The organism is Klebsiella indica, assembly GCF_005860775.1.
Classification (GTDB): domain Bacteria; phylum Pseudomonadota; class Gammaproteobacteria; order Enterobacterales; family Enterobacteriaceae; genus Klebsiella; species Klebsiella indica.
Map to the genome: position 1 here is coordinate 128261 of NZ_VCHQ01000017.1, position 17916 is coordinate 146176.

Annotated in this window: 16 protein-coding genes and 1 tRNA gene; 10 read left to right on the forward strand and 7 right to left on the reverse strand. The window is 54.4% G+C overall.

What is annotated here, in order from left to right:
• Nucleotides 1-138 precede the first annotated feature (138 nt).
• The gene (locus FE839_RS14015) at nt 139-423 is read right to left on the reverse strand and encodes a YfcZ/YiiS family protein (protein WP_138361422.1); all 285 of its coding nucleotides are present in this window, start codon (nt 421-423) and stop codon (nt 139-141) included.
• 371 nt (nt 424-794) lie between these two features.
• On the opposite strand from FE839_RS14015, the gene fadL reads away from it, so the two are divergent.
• A complete protein-coding gene (gene fadL / locus FE839_RS14020) occupies nt 795-2159 on the forward strand; it encodes a long-chain fatty acid transporter FadL (RefSeq protein WP_171034883.1) in 1365 nt (454 codons plus the stop codon).
• Nucleotides 2160-2223: 64 nt separating this feature from the next.
• Here fadL and mlaA read toward each other — a convergent pair whose 3' ends face one another.
• The gene (mlaA, locus tag FE839_RS14025; RefSeq protein WP_138361424.1) at nt 2224-2985 is read right to left on the reverse strand and encodes a phospholipid-binding lipoprotein MlaA; all 762 of its coding nucleotides are present in this window, start codon (nt 2983-2985) and stop codon (nt 2224-2226) included.
• Between the two features lie 256 nt (nt 2986-3241).
• Here mlaA and FE839_RS14030 point away from each other — a divergent pair, with 256 nt between their 5' ends.
• From FE839_RS14030 to FE839_RS14070, 9 genes are all read left to right on the forward strand, one after another.
• Nucleotides 3242-4132, forward strand: coding sequence for a formate/nitrite transporter family protein (locus FE839_RS14030; protein ID WP_138361460.1), 891 nt, complete (start codon nt 3242-3244; stop codon nt 4130-4132).
• A 68-nt stretch (nt 4133-4200) separates the two neighbouring features.
• A tRNA-Arg gene (locus tag FE839_RS14035) sits at nt 4201-4272 on the forward strand.
• 672 nt (nt 4273-4944) lie between these two features.
• On the forward strand, nt 4945-5970 hold the full coding sequence (locus tag FE839_RS14040) for an ABC transporter substrate-binding protein (protein WP_138361425.1): 1026 nt from the start codon (nt 4945-4947) through the stop codon (nt 5968-5970).
• Nucleotides 5967-6953 (forward strand): FecCD family ABC transporter permease, encoded by a 987-nt coding sequence (locus FE839_RS14045; protein WP_138361426.1) that lies wholly within the window; start codon nt 5967-5969, stop codon nt 6951-6953. Before FE839_RS14040 ends, FE839_RS14045 begins: the two co-directional genes overlap by 4 nt.
• Nucleotides 6950-7714 (forward strand): ABC transporter ATP-binding protein, encoded by a 765-nt coding sequence (locus FE839_RS14050; protein WP_138361427.1) that lies wholly within the window; start codon nt 6950-6952, stop codon nt 7712-7714. Before FE839_RS14045 ends, FE839_RS14050 begins: the two co-directional genes overlap by 4 nt.
• 2 nt (nt 7715-7716) lie before the next feature.
• The gene (locus FE839_RS14055) at nt 7717-8520 is read left to right on the forward strand and encodes a class I SAM-dependent methyltransferase (protein WP_138361428.1); all 804 of its coding nucleotides are present in this window, start codon (nt 7717-7719) and stop codon (nt 8518-8520) included.
• Nucleotides 8517-9371: a ModD protein gene (modD, locus tag FE839_RS14060; RefSeq protein WP_138361429.1), complete on the forward strand. Its 855-nt coding sequence runs from the start codon at nt 8517-8519 to the stop codon at nt 9369-9371. Before FE839_RS14055 ends, modD begins: the two co-directional genes overlap by 4 nt.
• A gap of 30 nt (nt 9372-9401) precedes the next feature.
• The gene (locus tag FE839_RS14065; RefSeq protein ID WP_138361430.1) at nt 9402-11372 is read left to right on the forward strand and encodes a TonB-dependent receptor plug domain-containing protein; all 1971 of its coding nucleotides are present in this window, start codon (nt 9402-9404) and stop codon (nt 11370-11372) included.
• Between the two features lie 37 nt (nt 11373-11409).
• Complete coding sequence (locus FE839_RS14070) at nt 11410-12054, forward strand: MOSC domain-containing protein (RefSeq protein ID WP_138361431.1); 645 nt, start codon at nt 11410-11412, stop codon at nt 12052-12054.
• Between the two features lie 299 nt (nt 12055-12353).
• On the opposite strand, the gene FE839_RS14075 is transcribed toward FE839_RS14070, so the two are convergent.
• The 5 genes from FE839_RS14075 to FE839_RS14095 all read right to left on the reverse strand — a co-directional run bounded on the left by FE839_RS14075 (nt 12354) and on the right by FE839_RS14095 (nt 17372).
• Nucleotides 12354-13181, reverse strand: coding sequence for an isochorismatase family protein (locus FE839_RS14075; RefSeq protein WP_138361432.1), 828 nt, complete (start codon nt 13179-13181; stop codon nt 12354-12356).
• Between the two features lie 109 nt (nt 13182-13290).
• Nucleotides 13291-14661 carry an amidase gene (locus FE839_RS14080; protein WP_138361433.1) on the reverse strand — a complete coding sequence of 457 codons (1371 nt, stop codon included), beginning with the start codon at nt 14659-14661 and terminating at the stop codon, nt 13291-13293.
• A 15-nt stretch (nt 14662-14676) separates the two neighbouring features.
• Nucleotides 14677-15648, reverse strand: coding sequence for an ABC transporter substrate-binding protein (locus FE839_RS14085; RefSeq protein ID WP_138361434.1), 972 nt, complete (start codon nt 15646-15648; stop codon nt 14677-14679).
• Nucleotides 15649-15693: 45 nt separating this feature from the next.
• A complete protein-coding gene (locus FE839_RS14090) occupies nt 15694-16539 on the reverse strand; it encodes an ABC transporter permease (protein ID WP_138361435.1) in 846 nt (281 codons plus the stop codon).
• A complete protein-coding gene (locus FE839_RS14095; RefSeq protein WP_138361436.1) occupies nt 16536-17372 on the reverse strand; it encodes an ABC transporter ATP-binding protein in 837 nt (278 codons plus the stop codon). Before FE839_RS14095 ends, FE839_RS14090 begins: the two co-directional genes overlap by 4 nt.
• Nucleotides 17373-17916 lie beyond the last annotated feature (544 nt).

Genomic DNA, 17916 nt, shown 5'->3' on the forward strand with positions numbered 1-17916 from the left:
AAGACAAAGTGGTCTGACCTGATAACAGTTTTAACCAATATTTTACATTAAGCCAATCGGGGAGGGGAAAAAGTGGGAGCTAAAACACATTGAGCAGGAAAAATAACGCCCCGGTGACGAGGGGCGTGCGGGGGCAGATTAACGCAGGCCGAGCTGGAAAATCAGGGTTTCGGCTTCGCAGCAGAATACAAAGTCGATATCCAGTTTCACACCACCATCCACCTCAGTGAAGGTCGGGGTGATTTTGCACGGCTCGGATTCCACGCTACGCGCTCTGGCACTCAATGTCGCGAGAGTTTCTTCTGCTTCGGCACGGTTAGCGAACACGCGGCTCCAGGACGCGGTGCAATCGGTGTTGTCCATAATGGTGCCAACATCCATACAGCAGCAAACCGGGGTTTCATCAGCACTGCATTTACTCATCGTAGATTTCCTCTGTATATGCACTCAAGGTGCCAGACAATGACTGTGTTTATTTTACGCCCGGTGTATGCCCTCCTCCAGTCGTTAATAGCGACAAATGGGATAAGTGACAGAAATCACACTTAAAAATGATCCAAAACAAAAATACCCTACTTTTGGTATGCGCTTTACCGGCAAATTTGCCAGACAGATCTCGTTTCCAATATAACAATTGAAAAAACTTATAAACAAACTTGCAACATCTCATCTGGTCGGACCTATACTCAGCCAACTGGTCTGATTTCTCTGTCGTAAAGCAGACTCTACACTTCGCGCCTCTGTTACCACATGTAACATTGATTTAATAAAAATGACTCTATGAGGTTATGGGCATGAGCCAGAAAACCCGCGTTACCCAATCTGCCCTTGCAGTGGCTGTAGCAATTGTTTCCACCCAGGCCTGGTCAGCGGGCTTTCAGTTAAATGAATTCTCTTCGTCAGGCCTTGGTCGCGCCTATTCAGGCGAAGGCGCAATAGCCGATGATGCGGGAAACGTCAGTCGTAACCCGGCGTTAATCATGATGTTCGACCGGCCGACCTTTTCCGCTGGCGCGATTTTTGTCGATCCCGATGTCAACGTTAGCGGCAGTTCAGTGATCGGTAATGACGCCAGCCAGAAGAATATCGCGCCGACCGCATGGGTGCCCAATCTGCACTTTGTCGCGCCAATAAATGAACAGTTTGGCTGGGGGGCATCACTCACATCTAACTACGGTTTATCCACCGAGTTCAACAATGATTTCGCCGCAGGATCAATGGGCGGGACTACCGACCTTGAAACACTTAACCTCAATCTGAGCGGCGCTTATCGCCTTAACAATCACTGGAGTTTTGGTCTGGGCCTCAACGCGGTGTACGCCCGGGCAAAATTAGAGCGCTATGCCGGGGATTTACCGGATATTATCGGCGCCCAGTTGCCAGAGATGGTGCAATCAGGCGTACTGTCTCCGACCCAGGCGCAAGCAATTGGCCAGCAGGCGGGCGGTATCAGCCGCGACACTCAAATCGCTTATCTGAAGGGCGATGAATGGGGCTTTGGCTGGAATGCAGGCATTTTATATGAGGTCGATAAAAATAACCGCTACGGCTTAACTTATCGTTCTGAAGTCAAAATTGATTTTGACGGGGATTATAAGAGCAGCCTGCCGTCATCCCTTAACGCCATCAATTCCGCCCTGGGGCTGGGTTTGCCCTACGGCACCGGCGGTTCCACTATTGGCGGGTCTCTGACGTTGAACCTGCCTGAAATGTGGGAACTCTCCGGCTATAACCGCGTCGCGCCAAAGTGGGCCATTCACTACAGTCTGGCGTATACCAGCTGGAGCCAGTTTCAGGAGCTAAAAGCAACCAAAACCAGCGGTGGAGAAACGTTGTTCTATAAAGACGAAGGCTTTAAAGACTCCTATCGTATCGCTCTGGGGACGACCTATTACTATAACGACAACTGGACTTTCCGTACCGGTATCGCATTTGATGATAGCCCGGTCCCGGCATCTAACCGATCCATCTCCATTCCGGACCAGGATCGTCTGTGGCTAAGCGCCGGTACGACCTATGCCTTTAATAAAGATGCGTCGGTCGATGTCGGCGTTTCTTATATGCACGGCCAGCATGTCGAATTTGATGAAGGCCCGTATCACTTCAAATCTGAAGGTAAAGCCTGGCTGTACGGTATGAACTTCAACTACCGCTTCTGATCATCTGACGGGACAAAAAGGGTGCGCATGATGCGCACCCTTTTACTTTCGGCAACGGGATTGCTTACTGAGAATCAATGTCTTTAAGATCGCCCTGAATCGCCTGCGCGTTCGGGTTTTCATTCGGCGTCAGTTTGCCGCCGTTGGCAATAAAGTCGTGACGCTGGAAGTAAGCTTCACGCATCATGATATACGGATCGGAAGACTGACGAAGCAATCCGTCGGAATCCAGCAACTGCGCGCGCGTTTCAATCCCCTCAACCATCCATTTACCAATAGACATCGGCCACGTCAGCCAGGAAAGGACCGGGTAGAAATCATCGGCCATATCGCCCCCTTCATCACGAAGAGTAAAACTGCCATAGAATGGCAATTGCATATATGGACCGTAACCAACGCCATAGTGACCCAGTGTACTGCCGAAACGGCTCGGTTCAGTGCGCCGCAGTTTCGGGTTTGCCATCCCAGCCACATCAGCCAGGCCGCCCATTCCAAGAAGCGTGTTCAGGAAGAAACGCGTGAAGTGCACCATCCCGTTATAGGGATCTCCCTTCAGGAAGAAGTTCACCATTATCGCCGGTTCTTCAAGGTTGCTGGTAAAGTTACTCAGGCCGTTACGCGCCGGCTGCGGAACATAGTCACGCCACGCCACGGCGACGGGCCGAAGCACATAGGGATCAACAACATTGTAGTTGAAGTTGAACATGGTGCGGTTAAAACCTTCAAGGGGATCTGAACGCCCCTGCGGTAGATCGCCAGAACCAGAACTGGCGCATCCCACCAGCAATGTAGCGCCAAGCGCAAGCGCCGACAGGCGAAAATTCATAGGTGTCTCCCTGTTAATTTAAGCTATCGCTGGGGGTATCCGGGGACAGCAGCCGCCATCAAGATATCGCCCATAAGCATGTGCCTGCTTTCAGCATAGCCTTCTTTGGCATCATTGTTGCCCCCAGATTCTATACACATTTTGCAATCTCCGTATTGCTAATCTTGTCATTGCGAAGAATTTAGGCGGTTATTCAGCGCCGAATTGCGGAAATCGCTCTACGATTATAATAAAGACAAGTCACAGAGGAATAATGATGACATCGCGGACTCGCCATGACAGTAAAGAACGGGAAGTTGAAAGCGTTGAAAAACAAAAAGGAGAGGAGATCGAGGTTGATGAAGAGCATCTGCCTTCGCGAGCGATGGCCACGCATGAAGTCATTCGCCAGGAAGGCGAAAAAGAGCTTGAGCGTGATGCGATGGCGCTATTATGGTCAGCCATTGCCGCCGGACTTTCAATGGGCGCCTCACTTCTCGCCAAAGGCATCTTTCATGTGCACTCTGGCGAACTTCCCGGCGGTTTTTTGCTGGAAAATTTCGGTTATTGCTTTGGTTTTGTCATCGTTATCCTTGCTCGCCAGCAGTTATTTACCGAGAACACCGTCACCGCCGTCCTGCCTGTTATGCAGAATCCAACGTTCGGCAATATCGGCCTCTTGTTACGTTTGTGGGGCATTGTGCTCATCGGTAACTTAATCGGCACCGCGATTGCGGCGTGGGCATTCAATGCCATGCCTGTTTTCGATCAACCTACACGTGAAGCCTTCAGCGATATCAGCCTGAAGGTGATGCACAATTCCCCCTTCGAGATGTTCGCCAGCGCGATTATTGCCGGCTGGCTGGTTGCCACTATGGTGTGGATGTTCCCTGCTGCGGGGTCAGCAAAAATTGTCGTCATTATTTTGATGACCTGGCTTATCGCACTTGCAGACACTGCGCATATTGTGGTCGGCAGCGTCGAAATATTTTACCTGGTATTCACTGGGGCGATACCCTGGCAGGAATTTATCTGGCCTTTCGCTCTGCCAACGCTTGCGGGAAATATCTGCGGCGGGACCTTTATTTTCGCCTTACTGAGTCATGCGCAGATCCGTAACGATATGAGCCATGAGAAAAAAGCTCAGGCAAAAACAAAAAAGTGGTGACAGTTTAAGCAGTCAGTGCAGACCTGCTTAACCTGCAAGGGAAAAGACGCTATAATCCCGGCCGCTTCGTCCCCTTAGTTAAATGGATATAACGAGCCCCTCCTAAGGGCTAGTTGCAGGTTCGATTCCTGCAGGGGACACTTTTCCACCGTTCACTATTCTCTGTAGTCGTTCGCAGAATTCCCGGCGCTGCAAGGTTTCCATAATATACCCGCATGCCGAAACTCATTAACCGTCACCCAGTGCGGCAGGAAAAAACGGGCCAATAATTAGAAGGCTTATCCAGTGTAATATACCCTAAATTATTCGAGTTGCAGGAAGGCGGCGACGCAGTGAATCCCCGGGAGCGTACTCCAGTACGTGACTGGGGTGAACGAGGAAAGCCAACGCACATGCAACTTGAAGTATGACGGGTATAAACAGTATCGTCCCACATATTTTCCGTTTGCTCATGCTATTTATTACACCATTACTTATGCTGACTGGATTAAGACACGATTGAATGACGCATAACTGAATACACCGACCAGACTTCAAGTTGTATGCGCGTTGACAGTCACTCTCCCCCTCCCCGGACCTCGCCCTTGCGAGGACAATAAACAGCGTTCACATGCGCTCCTCGCTAATTTCCCCGTGTTCTTTCATGAAGTCGCGATAGCAAGCGAGTTTCATATCGTTTACCCATCTCATGTCTCCCTCATAGGATAAGCGCCAGCCAATCCCCGTGATTTTTGATCTCACGCAATAGTGCTATCGTTATATATGAAAAGATATAGCGATTTTTTAATCTCTTTGTTTCCGGACAGAAACATATGCCATTTTCCCGCCGTACCTTCTTGCAGGCGCTGGGCCTGGCGCTCTATTTGCCAAACATGAAAGGCTGGGCCGCCCCGAACCAGGATTTTCGACTGGGAAACCTCCCCGCGCCTGCAGCTATCCAGCGTATCGTCAGCGCCGGTGCGCCGGCGGATATGCTGCTGCTTGCCGTCGCGCCGGAAAAGCTGCTGGGATTCTCCTCATTTGATTTTTCGCGCTTTCCTCAGTCTCCGTTACCGCCAGAGATTGCCCGCCTGCGCAAACTGGGCCGTCTCGCCGGGCGCGCCAGCACCCTGTCGCTGGAGGCGCTGGTCGCGCTTGCGCCCGATCTGATTGTCGACTGCGGCAACGCCGATGAGACCTGGATATCGCAAGCCCGACGGATCGGCGCCCGCAGCGGCATTCCCTGGGTCATCATCAGCGGCACGCTGGCGACATCGGCACAGCAACTGTTAACCCTCGGCGAGATCGTCGGCCAGGAGGCGCGAACTCAGCGGCAGGCGACGCTGGCGCAACGCTTTATTAATGAGGCCCTCGCCTTTTCACATTCATCCCGCGCCGCAACCCGTTTCTACGCCGCCCGCGGCGCAAAGGGGCTGGAAACCGGCCTCGCAGGGTCGCTGCATACCGAGGCGGCGGAACTGCTTGGATTGGTTAACGTCGCCCGCGCCGCCGGACGCACCGGACTAAGTCAGGTATCGCTGGAAAATCTGCTGCAGTGGCAGCCGGACATTATCCTGACCCAGGAGGCGGCGACCTGGCGGCATATTACCCAGGATCCGATCTGGCGGGGCATTGATGCCGTGGCAAAAGGCAATGTCTTGCTACTGGACGGGCTACCCTTCGGCTGGCTGGATGCGCCGCCTGGCGTGAATCGTCTGGCTGGTCTGCGTCGCCTGCACGCCTGGCTGGATCCGAAAATACAAGCCACCCTGCAAACCGATCTTACCCGCTATAGCGAGTTGTTCTGGCATGCGGCGCTCTCTCCTCAACGCTACACGGAGCTGATGAATCCAAGATGAAACCCATTAGCCTGAGCTTCACGTTAGTGGCCGCCGCGCTGGTCACTCTGGGCATCGCATTCTTAACCGGCCCCTGGGATCTCACGCCTGCGCGCCTTTGCGAACTGCTTTTCTCTTCTTCTCACGCCAACGCACGCGACAGCATCGTATTCTGGCAAATTCGCGTACCAAGAATTGCCGCCGCGTTGATAATCGGTGCCTCGCTTTCCGCCGCCGGAACCGCCTATCAGGGAATATTTCGTAACCCGCTGGTCTCACCGGATATTCTCGGCGTCGCCGCGGGCGCAGGGCTCGGCGCCTGCTTCGCTATCTGGTGGGGCGGCCCGGCGTGGTTTATCCAGCTCTGCGCATTCTTTGGCGGCCTGGCGGTTGTCGGCGGCGTGATCCTTATTGCCCGCACCGCCACCCGCCACGAACCGGTGCTGACGCTGGTCCTGGTGGGGATCGCTTTAGGCACTCTCTGTGGCGCCGGAATATCGCTTATTAAAATTATCGCCGATCCCTATACCCAGCTCCCGTCGATCACCTTCTGGCTGCTTGGTGGGCTGTCGGATATCACCCTCGGCGATCTGACTTTCGCCGCCCCGCTGATGGTTATTGGCTGTCTGCCTTTATGGCTGCTACGCTGGCGGCTCAATATGCTGACCCTTTCCGATGATGAAGCCCGCGCGCTGGGGATGAATATCGCACGCCTGCGGCTGATTATTGTGTTATGCGCCACGCTCGTCACCGCCAGCGCGGTCGCGATTGCGGGCATCATCGGCTGGGTCGGCCTTATCGTTCCACATATTGGCAGGCTGCTCACCGGAAGTAATCATCAGCGCCTGCTGCCGGTGGCGATGGCGCTGGGAACGATTTTACTCCTGTTAACCGACACCCTTGCCCGCAGCGTGAGTACCACTGAGATCCCGCTCGGTATCCTCACTTCATTTATCGGCGCGCCGTTCTTCCTGGCGCTGCTGCTACACCGGAGCCCGCTATGACGCTACTCGTAGTTGATCACGCCAGCCTTGGCTATGCCCGGCGCACGGTATTGAGCGATGTCTCATTCACCCTGTCCGCCGGGACAATTTGCTGTCTCCTGGGGGCGAACGGCGGCGGTAAAACGACGCTGATGCGCAGTATTCTCGGCCTGCTTGCGCTTTGCGGCGGTGAAATAACACTTGACGGTATCGCCATCAGGCAGATGTCGCCGCGCGAACGCGCATGCACGATGGCCTGGGTTCCGCAGGCCCACGAGGGCGCATTTGCTTTCAACGTCATTGATATGGTGCTGATGGGCCGCAGCCCGCACCTGAATACCTTCACCCAACCCACTCCCCGCGATCGCGAGATCGCCCTGACCCAGCTTTCATCACTTGGGATTGCCCATCTCGCCGGACGCAGTTGGTCAACGCTTAGCGGCGGCGAGCGTCAGTTGACGTTAATCGCCCGCGCCCTGGTCCAGCAACCGCGGCTGCTTTTGCTGGACGAGCCCGCGTCAAGCCTCGACTTTGGTCACCAAATCCGGCTCCTTGACGTCCTGCGTCAGCTAAGGCAACACGGGGTTACGCTGCTGATGGCAACGCACCACCCCCTGCACGCGCGGGTTGTCGCCGATCAGGTCATTCGGGTTGAAGCAGACGGTCGCGTCAGCAGCGGCGCACCACAAGAACAACTGCGCGCCAGCGCGCTCGCTGAGCTATACGGCGTGACACCCGCGCAGATCCACCACCACCTGGGTCACTCTTATTTTCAAGGATAATTATGCTCATTGACGATATTGATTTTGCCGAACTCTACCGCCAGCAGCTTAAGCTTGCCGGGCGAACCGAAAAATCCCCCGCGCACTGGGACGCCCGCGCGGAAAAAATGGCCACGGACTGCGCCCGCCCCACCGATAGTTACCTGCTGCAGTTGCTGGAGAAAATCGATTTAACCGGCGCCGATAGCCTGTTTGATATGGGTTGCGGCCCAGGCACCGTCGCACTGGCGCTGGCCGATCAACTGACCCAAGTGCACGGTGTGGATTACAGTCAGGGTATGCTGGAGGTGGCTCAGCGCCGCGCCGCACTTCAGAACATCAACAACGCCCAGTGGCACCGCCGGGCGTGGGAAGCGTCATGGGACGACCTTCCACGTTGTGATATCGCCGTGGCTTCGCGCTCCACGCTGGTCAGCGATATGCACGCCGCCATGGATAAACTTAATCGCCAGGCCAAGCTTCGCGTTTATACGACGCATCTGGTCAGTCCCTGGTTTATGTCGCCCGCTATCCAGCGCGCGCTGGGACGCGATGTGGTTGAGCTGCCGAACTATATCTACGCGCTGAATGTGCTGTATCAGATGGGTATCCATGCGCGCGTCGATTTTATTCGCGGCCCTAACTGTCAACAGGACAATAGCACTTTCGAACGTTTCGAAGAGAACGTGAAGTGGACCCTTGGCACGCTTGACGATGACGAACGCGATCGCCTTCAGCACTGGTATCGCCAGCAGGATCCACAGCAGATCGCGCCGCCGACCCGCGACTGGGCGCTGATCTCCTGGCAATGCAGGAGCGCATCATGATCTATTTTCCCCAGGCTCTTACCGATAGCTGGCTGATGGAAGATATCGGCGGCGGCGATTTGACGACCCGCGCGCTGGCCATTAGCGAACGGCCAGGCGTCATGGTATTTCGCCATCGACAGGGCGGCTGCATAAGCGGCATCGCCCCGGCAACCCAGATGCTACGCAGTCTGGGTTTAACGGTTTCGCAAACGCAGCGTGATGGCACCCGGGTGGCCGCAGGCGATATTTTACTGTGCGCCAATGGCAGCGCCGACGCGCTGCATCAGGGATGGAAAGCGGTACAAAATGTGCTCGAATGGAGCTGCGGCGTTTCGGCTTATATGGCGCAAATGCTGGACATGCTTCATCAGCGTCTACCCAATGGTCATATTGCCTGCACCCGTAAAGCCATTCCCGGCACGCGACTATTAGGAACGCAGGCGATCGTCGCCGCTGGCGGGCTGATTCATCGCGCGGGCTGCGCGGAAACGCTACTGCTTTTCGCCAACCATCGCCGCTTCCTCAGCAACGGAAACGACTGGCATTCAGCTATCCAGCAGTTGCGGCAAAGTTCGCCGGAAAAAAAGATCGCCGTCGAAGCTGATAACGTCGATGAGGCGATCGCCGCGCTGAACGCCGCGCCGGATGTGTTGCAACTGGATAAGTTTACGCCGCAACAGGCCAGCGACATCGCGCAACAGGCGGCACGCCTCGCGCCGCACTGCACGCTGGCGCTCACCGGCGGCATCACCTTAAGCACGCTTCCCCATTATCTCGATTGTGGAATCGAACTGTTCATCACTTCGGCGCCGTGGTTCGCACAGCCAGCCGACATTCAGGTCAGTATGCAGGTGGAAAGTTCGCAATAAAAATAAATAAGCCAAAATGGAATGATAAAAATGAACGTCAGGAACAATATTATTTATACCGCTCTGGGTTTAGGCATCAGTCAGGCTGCATGTTCAGCAGCCGCGGAGGAGTCAATGACCGTGTGGTCGAGCCCGGCCCCGGCGGCTACGACCACGATTCTCGGGCAAGAGACCATACAGTCGCTGGATAAGAACGATGTCGCGCATGCGCTCTCAGTCGTACCCGGCGTGGTATTACAAAAAGCGGGTAGCCGTAACGAACTGCAGGTGAAAGTTCGCGGTTTTGACGGTCGTCAGGTACCGGTATTTTTTGACGGTGTACCAATTTATGTCCCTTACGACGGCAATCTCGATCTCGGGCGTTTCCTCACTTCCGACATCGCATCGGTCGAGGTCTCTAAGGGTTACTCTTCTTTGTTGCAAGGGCCGAATCAAATGGGCGGCGCAATAAATATTACCACCCCACGCCCCGCTAAACCTTTCGAGGCCAGCGTCGGCTATCGCCAGGGCTGGAGCCGCAGCAAAGACAATGCCTTCGATACTCACGCTTCGCTCGCAGCCAGCAACGACCTTGGCTATATCCAGCTTAGCGGCAGTCGTCTCAAGCAGGATTTCCTCGGCCTGCCGCATGGCGTCCGCAATGCCATCGCCGGTGAAAATGGCAAAATGGTCAATTCCGCCAGCGATGACAAGCGCGGCATCATCAAGCTTGGCTTCACGCCGCGTGCGAGTGATGAATACGCGTTCACTTATATTAAACAGGACGGTGAAAAGCAGAACCCACCGTATGCCGGAACCAGCAGCCAGAAATCGCGCTACTGGCAGTGGCCGGAATATGATAAGGAAAGCTACTACTATCAGGGCACGACTCATCTTACCGACGCCTTTACCCTGAAAAGTCGCCTGTACCACGATACCTTCAAAAATACGCTACTGATGTACAACAGCCTTGCGGATCTTAAAAATAAAAAGGGCAACTACAGCCGCTACGACGACTACAGTACCGGCGCGGGCTTACAGCTGTCTGCCGACCTTCTCGATAGTGACCAGCTCTCGCTGGCGGTAAACTGGAAAGATGACGTGCATCGCGAAAAGAGCGCACTAAATGGCCCTTACGATCGCTATCAGGATCGTACCTGGTCGGTTGCTGGCGAATATCAATGGGCCGCCGCCGATGACCTCGATATCGTTGTCGGCGTCAGCTACGACTGGCGTAATAGTCTTGAGGGTAAGAAGCACGAAAATAACGGCAGCGTCACCCATTATGACAGCAACAGGCAAAACGCATTTAACTGGGAAACCATGGCCCGCTACCATTTCGCCAGGCAGGATACCCTCGCGTTGTCCTGGTACGATCGTACCCGTTTCCCGACGCTCAAGGAGCGCTACACCACCTCGAAACCGGCAAAAGACCAGATCGCGTTGGTCAACCCGCACTTGAAACCGGAACGCGCTCGCGGCGTAGACCTCACCTGGAACGGCCATTTTAACGATCGCTGGTCCTACGAAATCAGCACCTGGTACAACCGGGTCAGCGATGCGATTCTGGCGATCAATATTGACGATGACACGGTGCAGAACCAGAACAGCGGCCGCGTTGACTACCGCGGAATCGATGCGGGTATTAAAGGCTCGCCGCTGGCGATGCTGGATGTCGGACTGAGTTACAGCCTGATTCATGCCGACGCCAAACGTCAGGCGGCGGGAAAAGTCACCGATCTGCCAAATCAAACCTTAACCGCCTGGCTGACGCTGAAGCCAACGGAATCGCTACGCGTAACGCTGTCGGAAGAGGCGCGATCGTCCAGCTACAGCAACAGCGATGGTTCCCAGCGGGCAGCAGGTTTCGCCATCACTCACCTGCGCGCGGATTACGCTATTGGCCGCGGCTTTAGCGTTAATGCTTCAGTCAACAACCTCTTCGATACCCGCTATTACTACAGCGAAGGATTTATTGAAGAGGGGCGCAACGTCTGGGCCGGTGTGGAATATAAATTTTAAACGCGGTTCCGCGCGGCGGAACCCCCGGGAGTCAATCATGAATACAGATTTTTCGGTCAGGCTACAGGCTATTCTGGGCAATCAGCGCCAGGCTGATGGTTCGCAGCGCAAAATAGTGCTGCGCGGTCGGGTACACCTCAGCAAGCACGGACTGGAAGCAGAGAACGGTATCCAGGAACATTTTTCAGATCCGGACTGCGCGCTGATGCATTACGCGCTGGAACATTACGATTTCTGGCGCGAACGTTACCCGGCGCTGGGTGGCCAGGCGCTCTACACCGGGATCTTCGGCGAGAACTTTTCCACTCGCGGAATGACGGAAAATGATGTCTGCCCGGGAGATGTTTTTCGCCTCGGTAGCGCAGAAATCCAGGTCTCCTGGGGCAGAGTCGCCTGCCAGACTATGGCCGGGCGGCTGCAGGATCCGAATGCACCGACGATCATGCATCGACAGTCGCGCAACGGTTGGTTCTATCGGGTTGTGACGCCGGGGGAAGCCCGTTGCGATGATACCTTTATTCTTATCGATCGCCTCGCCGACGGCTGGCCGCTCAGTCGGGTACAGCGTATGGTGTTTGATAACCAGGGCAGCGATGAAGAGTTACTGGCGCTGTCGGCAATGCCGTTTCTTGCCGCCCCCTGGCGGGCGTTAGCGATGCAGCGCCTGAATAATGAAGCTTGATATTTGCCCTTTGTGTGCCAATTCCACTCGTACAGGCGCGTCACGCGCCTGGTAACCGTTCAATGCTTATGCCAACATGAAAGGTGAAACAGAAGACTTTTATTCAGCCACAGCGCCTGCCTTCATTAAGGTGACGGTCACCGCAACCGGTACGCCGACAGGGAAAAACGAGACGACTCACACTTGCGCGACATAACCGGTCTGATGAGCAATCATAGACAGCACCCCGGATAAATATGGCCACTGATACTGAATGTCGAGGAGAAATCACAACACAATCAGAGAATTAATGACATGCATCATTCACTCAACTCATCGGGCTGGCAATGACGCATTGTTGATTCACCCGGCGCGAATGGTAAAGTCGTCAGCCACCCGGACACCTCTTCAAGACTTAATACATCAGCATAGCGGGCATTAAGATCCAGCAAGGTGAAATCAAGCAATGACTGGCTGCGATCGCCAATCACTTCGCGGGGCACCATCACATGGAACCCCATCTGAAACGCCTCAATGGCGGTAGCGCGAATACTGCCGCTGGCGGTAACGCCCCCCAGAATTATGGTATCGATGCCCTGCTGTTTTAGCCACGCCTCCAGATTATTACCATAAAAGTCAGAGACATAACACGTTGTATGGTTGCGCGAAAAGGGCGCATCCGCCAGCGCCTCATCGATCTGGTTGAGGTAGGCATCTTCTGTCAGCCTGGTAATAAACGGGTATTTTTTCCCCCACAGCCAGGAAAATGCATGTTCAGGACGATAAATTGTGCGAGTAAATATCGTTGGTAGCCCACGCTGCGCCGCAAGCGTCAACAACCGATGCAAGCCTTGTTTATCAAACGGGGTATCAATCGCCAGCGTCGAACCGGAATCCATGTAGGCGTAGGTAACATCCCGCACCAAAATCGCCGCCTTGCTACCAAAGCCTATCTTGTGGGCAAAACCCGTCTGCGTGAAAACCCGCTGAATCTCGTCCGCAAGGTAACGACGCTGACCGCCTGGGGTATAAACGACCTTCAGCCCATAGGTTTTGACCTCCCCGTTTTCTTCCAGTCGACGCAACGTGCTGGCAGAGATCCCCAGCATTTTCGCCGCATCAGAAACCGTCAATAATTTATCGTACATGACATATCTATCCCATTGACCGGAAAAGTAGCTGTATACCAGACCGGTGCGTCCTGTGGTCTCATCGCGTGACGCTTTTCTGACGGAGGCGCCACGCAGTTATCAACCATTATACCTGACAGAGTGGCGGCAGACAGGCATGCCAGTCTGTGATCTGTTGATACAGCATGCCTAAATCCACCAGCGCCTGCTCATTACCGTGACGAGAAACCCACTGTATGCCCATTGGCATTCCCGTTGAGGAAATGCCCACCGGCAGCGCCAACGTCGGTACGCCCGCGTTGGTAAACGGCATATTGTAAGCAGGAGACCCGGTGGCCGCCAGGCCATAGGGGGCCAATGTCGGCGTTGCTGGCGTCATCAAGATATCCACGTCATCGAACAACGCCGCCAGCTCATGGCGATAACGCCTTCTCACCTGCTGCGCCTGCAAGTATTCCTGCGCGGAGATCGCGAGCCCCTGTTGCAGGAATTCCTGCAAATACGCACCAAACAACATCGGCTTCTGTAAGAAGGTGTCCTGATGATACGCTGCGCACTCCGCCTGCATCACAATATGGTGGGCGCGGCAAGCTGCATCGAAGCTTTGCGGAAGCGCAATACGTTTGAGCTTAACACCTCGCCCGGCGAGATCATCCATTGCCTGCAGACAAGCGGCGCCAATTTCATCATCCACATCAGCATAATAGGGATGCTCCACGATCCCCACGCTGTAATCGTGATTTTCACGCAGCTGCAGCGGCGTATAGGGCAAGGAATGCGTAGTGTCATCACGACCATCCGGGCCGGAAAGCGCATTAAACACCAGTACCGTATCCTCAACCGTATGAGTAAAAGCGCCAACGTGATCCAGCGACCAACTGGCGGGGATCACTCCCGCCTTGCTGATACGCCCATAGGTCGCTTTCAGTACCGTCACACCATTGAATGCCGCCGGACGAGACAGCGATCCGGCAGTTTGTGTACCCAATGCCATCAGCGCCATTCGCGCGCCGACGGCGGCAGCCGATCCGCTACTTGATCCACCGGGCGTATGCGCCGGGTTCCAGGCATTGCCCGTCTTCGGCGGTGTGCCCAGATTAGCAAATTCGGTGGTCGTCAGTTTCCCCAGCAACAAAGCGCCCTGACTCTCAAGCCTGTCGATCACGCTTGCGTTTTCCCTGGAGATATGACCTTTCAGTACCTTTGATCCCCCTTCGGTCGGCAAACCGCGGGTATGAAAAATGTCCTTCGCGCCATAAGGAATACCAAACAGCGCAGGCTTGCAGGCAATGGCGTCCATCTGCTGGTCCAGGTCAAGGGCGCGCTGACGCGCCCCCGCTGTATCAAGGTAACGCCACGCGTTGATCTCGCCGTCACGCTGCTCGATACGCGCCAGAAAATGGCTTAACAGCTCGCTCGGAGAAATCTTGCGCGCCGCCAGCTGCCGCCGGGTAGCGGCAATCGTGGCAAAGGGCGAGGTATCCAACACTTTCTTCATCCACTCATGTCCCTGTTATGGTCTGGCAGCAAACTGACCGTCAACGATTTGCGTATAAGGCATATCCTGTGTGATATTGCCGACAAACTTCTGAATATTAATCGCGGTTGTAAATGCTTCAGGAGAAATGACCGCGTTGGCGGGATAGACGTTGCTGTCGATCATCCGCTGTACCGCCGCATCCACCACGCTGCCGTTCAGTCCGGCAAATTCCTCGCGTGCCACCTGTTTGGCAACATCGGGATGCTGATGGATAAACGCCAACGATTCATTGATAGCTTTAACAAAGCGCGCAACCAGTTGCGGATTATCGGCAATCATTTTCTCCGAGGTATTAATGGTGGAGAACGCATACTCCGGGTAGTCACGCGTAAAATCGTAAATCACTTTCAACCCTTGCCCTACCCCCTGATCCGCCTGAGGTTCATACACCACGGCAGCATCCGCGCGGCCCGCTAACAACGGTCCCAGTTCCGAACCATTTTGTACTTCGTTAATTTCCACATCCGTCTTCGGATTCAATCCGTTCTGACCTAGCAAGCGTAACAGCAGCGTATTCGACGTCCCTGGCGCCAGGCCAACGACCACCCGTTTGCCTTTTAAATCCGCCGGTGAAGAGAATTTAAAATCTGGTTTAGCCACAATCCATACTGGCGCACTGTTAGCCACCGCGCTGACGGCTTTGGCCTTGCCCCCTTTTTGTTGAGCGAATCCGACATGCTCCGGGCCATGTACGGAAAATTGCGCTTCACCAGACAGTACCGCCGCCAGCGCCGTTGGTCCTGACCCCGCGGAGCGAATCGACGTGACGTCTATCTGGTTTTTTTCGAAAAATCCCTGGTGTCTGGCAACATAAACCGGCAGATACAGTAAAGAGTGGAATGCTTCGGTCACCAGTACGCGATCGGGCTTCGCATCAGCCGCTGATGCATTGACAGAACAAGCGGTAAATAGCGCCGCGCACACCCATGCAACGATTTTATTCATTTTACTTTCCTTCTTAAGGCGTTAAGGAACTACGGAACGGTACCCCTAGCGATGCGTTTGCTGACGTTCCCAGGGCAGTAACCAGCGTTGTAGTTGAACCACGACCAGATAGAGCACAATGGCAACAATCAGCAACGCAAAGACGCCAACCCACACAACGTTGAGATTGAAAAGGTTGCCGGCAACGAAAATCATTTTCCCCAGGCCATAATCGGAGGAGATGAACTCACCGCCGATATCGGCAATCAGGGCAAAACCGATGTTTAGTCGAAAAGCCGCGATAATCCACGGCAGGGTCGAAGGCACCACCACCTTACGAAAAATCTGGTTACGGTTAGCCCCCAGGGAACGCATCAGGTTTACCTGGCTATCATCAATTTGGTGTGTGCCTTGCCATGCGGAGAGTAATGCCACGACATAGGTCGCGATAAAGGCCAGCGCAATTTTGGAAAACAGCCCGGAACCAAACCAAATGATGATGATCGGCGCCAAAGCGATCTTCGGCAGGCTGTTGAGTGCAATGAAAAAAGGATCGAGAATACGTGCCAGCACTGGTGTATGCCACAACAAAAGCCCCGAAAATGAACCGAGCAAGCTGCCCAGCACAAATCCCGTTACGGTGGCATATACCGTGACATAGGTATTTTGTAACAGTTCACCATTCGCCACCAGACGTACAAATTCCTGCCAAATCCCCGCTGGCGATCCCATCAGAAAGGCATTTACCACACCGGTATTCACCCCTAGCTGCCACAGAGCGACAATGACGACGAGGAGCAATACCCGGCAACCATTATCCCGCAATAGTGACAGCCAGCGCTTTGTGCGCTGACGTCCCTGGCGTGCGCGATCCGAGGCAGTTTTACCAACAACAACGGCGGATTTACTCATGCATGTTCCCCCAGTTGGATATCCATATCAGCCCAGATGGCATCGAAGAAGGTCTGGAATTGAGGATCTTTACGGGCGCCCATGGCAGAGCCGTGCCGCCTGGCAAGGCCAATATCGTAGGTTTTTTTGTTCCAGGTTGGTCGCTGAGACATCACCGCAATACGATCGGACATGGCAATCGCTTCACCAATATCATGGGTGATCAACACCACGGTTTTTCTGTATTCGTTGAGGATCGTCAGGATTTCCTCTTCCAGTACCAGCCGGGTTTGGTAGTCCAGCGCAGAGAACGGCTCATCAAGCAGAATGATGTCAGGATCAATGACCAGGGTACGGATCAGTGCTGCGCGTTGCCGCATTCCCCCTGAAAGCGTGGCGGGATAAGCGTGGGCAAAATCACCCAGCCCGTATTTATCCAGGTATGTCATTGCCCGTTCATGCCGCTCCTTCTTCGGCATCTCGTTAATTTCCAGACCGAGACAAACGTTATCCAGAATAGTACGCCACGGAAACAGCAGATCCTTTTGCAGCATGTAGCCCACACGCCCTTTACCGGGCATGGCATAGTACGGATCGAACACTTGAATGTCGCCCGCCGTCGGAGGCAACAGCCCCGCGATAATGTTAAACATCGTGGTTTTGCCGCAGCCACTGGGCCCGACAATGCTGATAAATTCCTGGTGATAAATATTGAGGGAAATATCTTTGATAACGTCTACTGCGTTATCGTCATGATCTAAAAACTGCTTTTTTACGCCTTTCATGGCAATCGCTACCGCAGGGGCGGCAGGATCGCCAGAAGGCATTTTTTCTCTTGCTGGTGAAAGGTTCATCTTACACTCCGGACTAACAGTATTTCCGACCCTCAAAAACGCCAGGCCGGATAACAGGGATGTCGATTGCGCGCACTTCACCGTGCAATAACTTGTCAAACTTGTCTAATACGACAAACTTATCAAACTTGTCATTCTTCCCATAATTATCCTTCCGTTCGACCGACATGCTGAGCGTAACCCGGCCAGCCCGGTGCACTGCATCAACTTTTCTTCACCGCCATGCCCGATGCCCCCGGGAGGGCGCAAAAGCGATACGCGACGCAATAACCTCCTTAAGAAGAGGGATATACCGGAGAATAAGCGCTACGCGCATACCATCAGGCCTGCGGGGAGTGGAGATGAACGGGCTATTGGCAGATTCGGCTGCGACAGATGACCTGTACCGCTCAATGCCCAGGCGCTGAAGGTCGTTAGGTAATCATCAGGGAGGAAGAGAAAAAATGGGGGCCAGGCGCCAGAAACGCGCTCTGATTGCCTGCGGAGGAGAATGCTTGCGACAATTCCCCCCACTGTATCGGCGAGACGCTCTCGCGCAGAGACA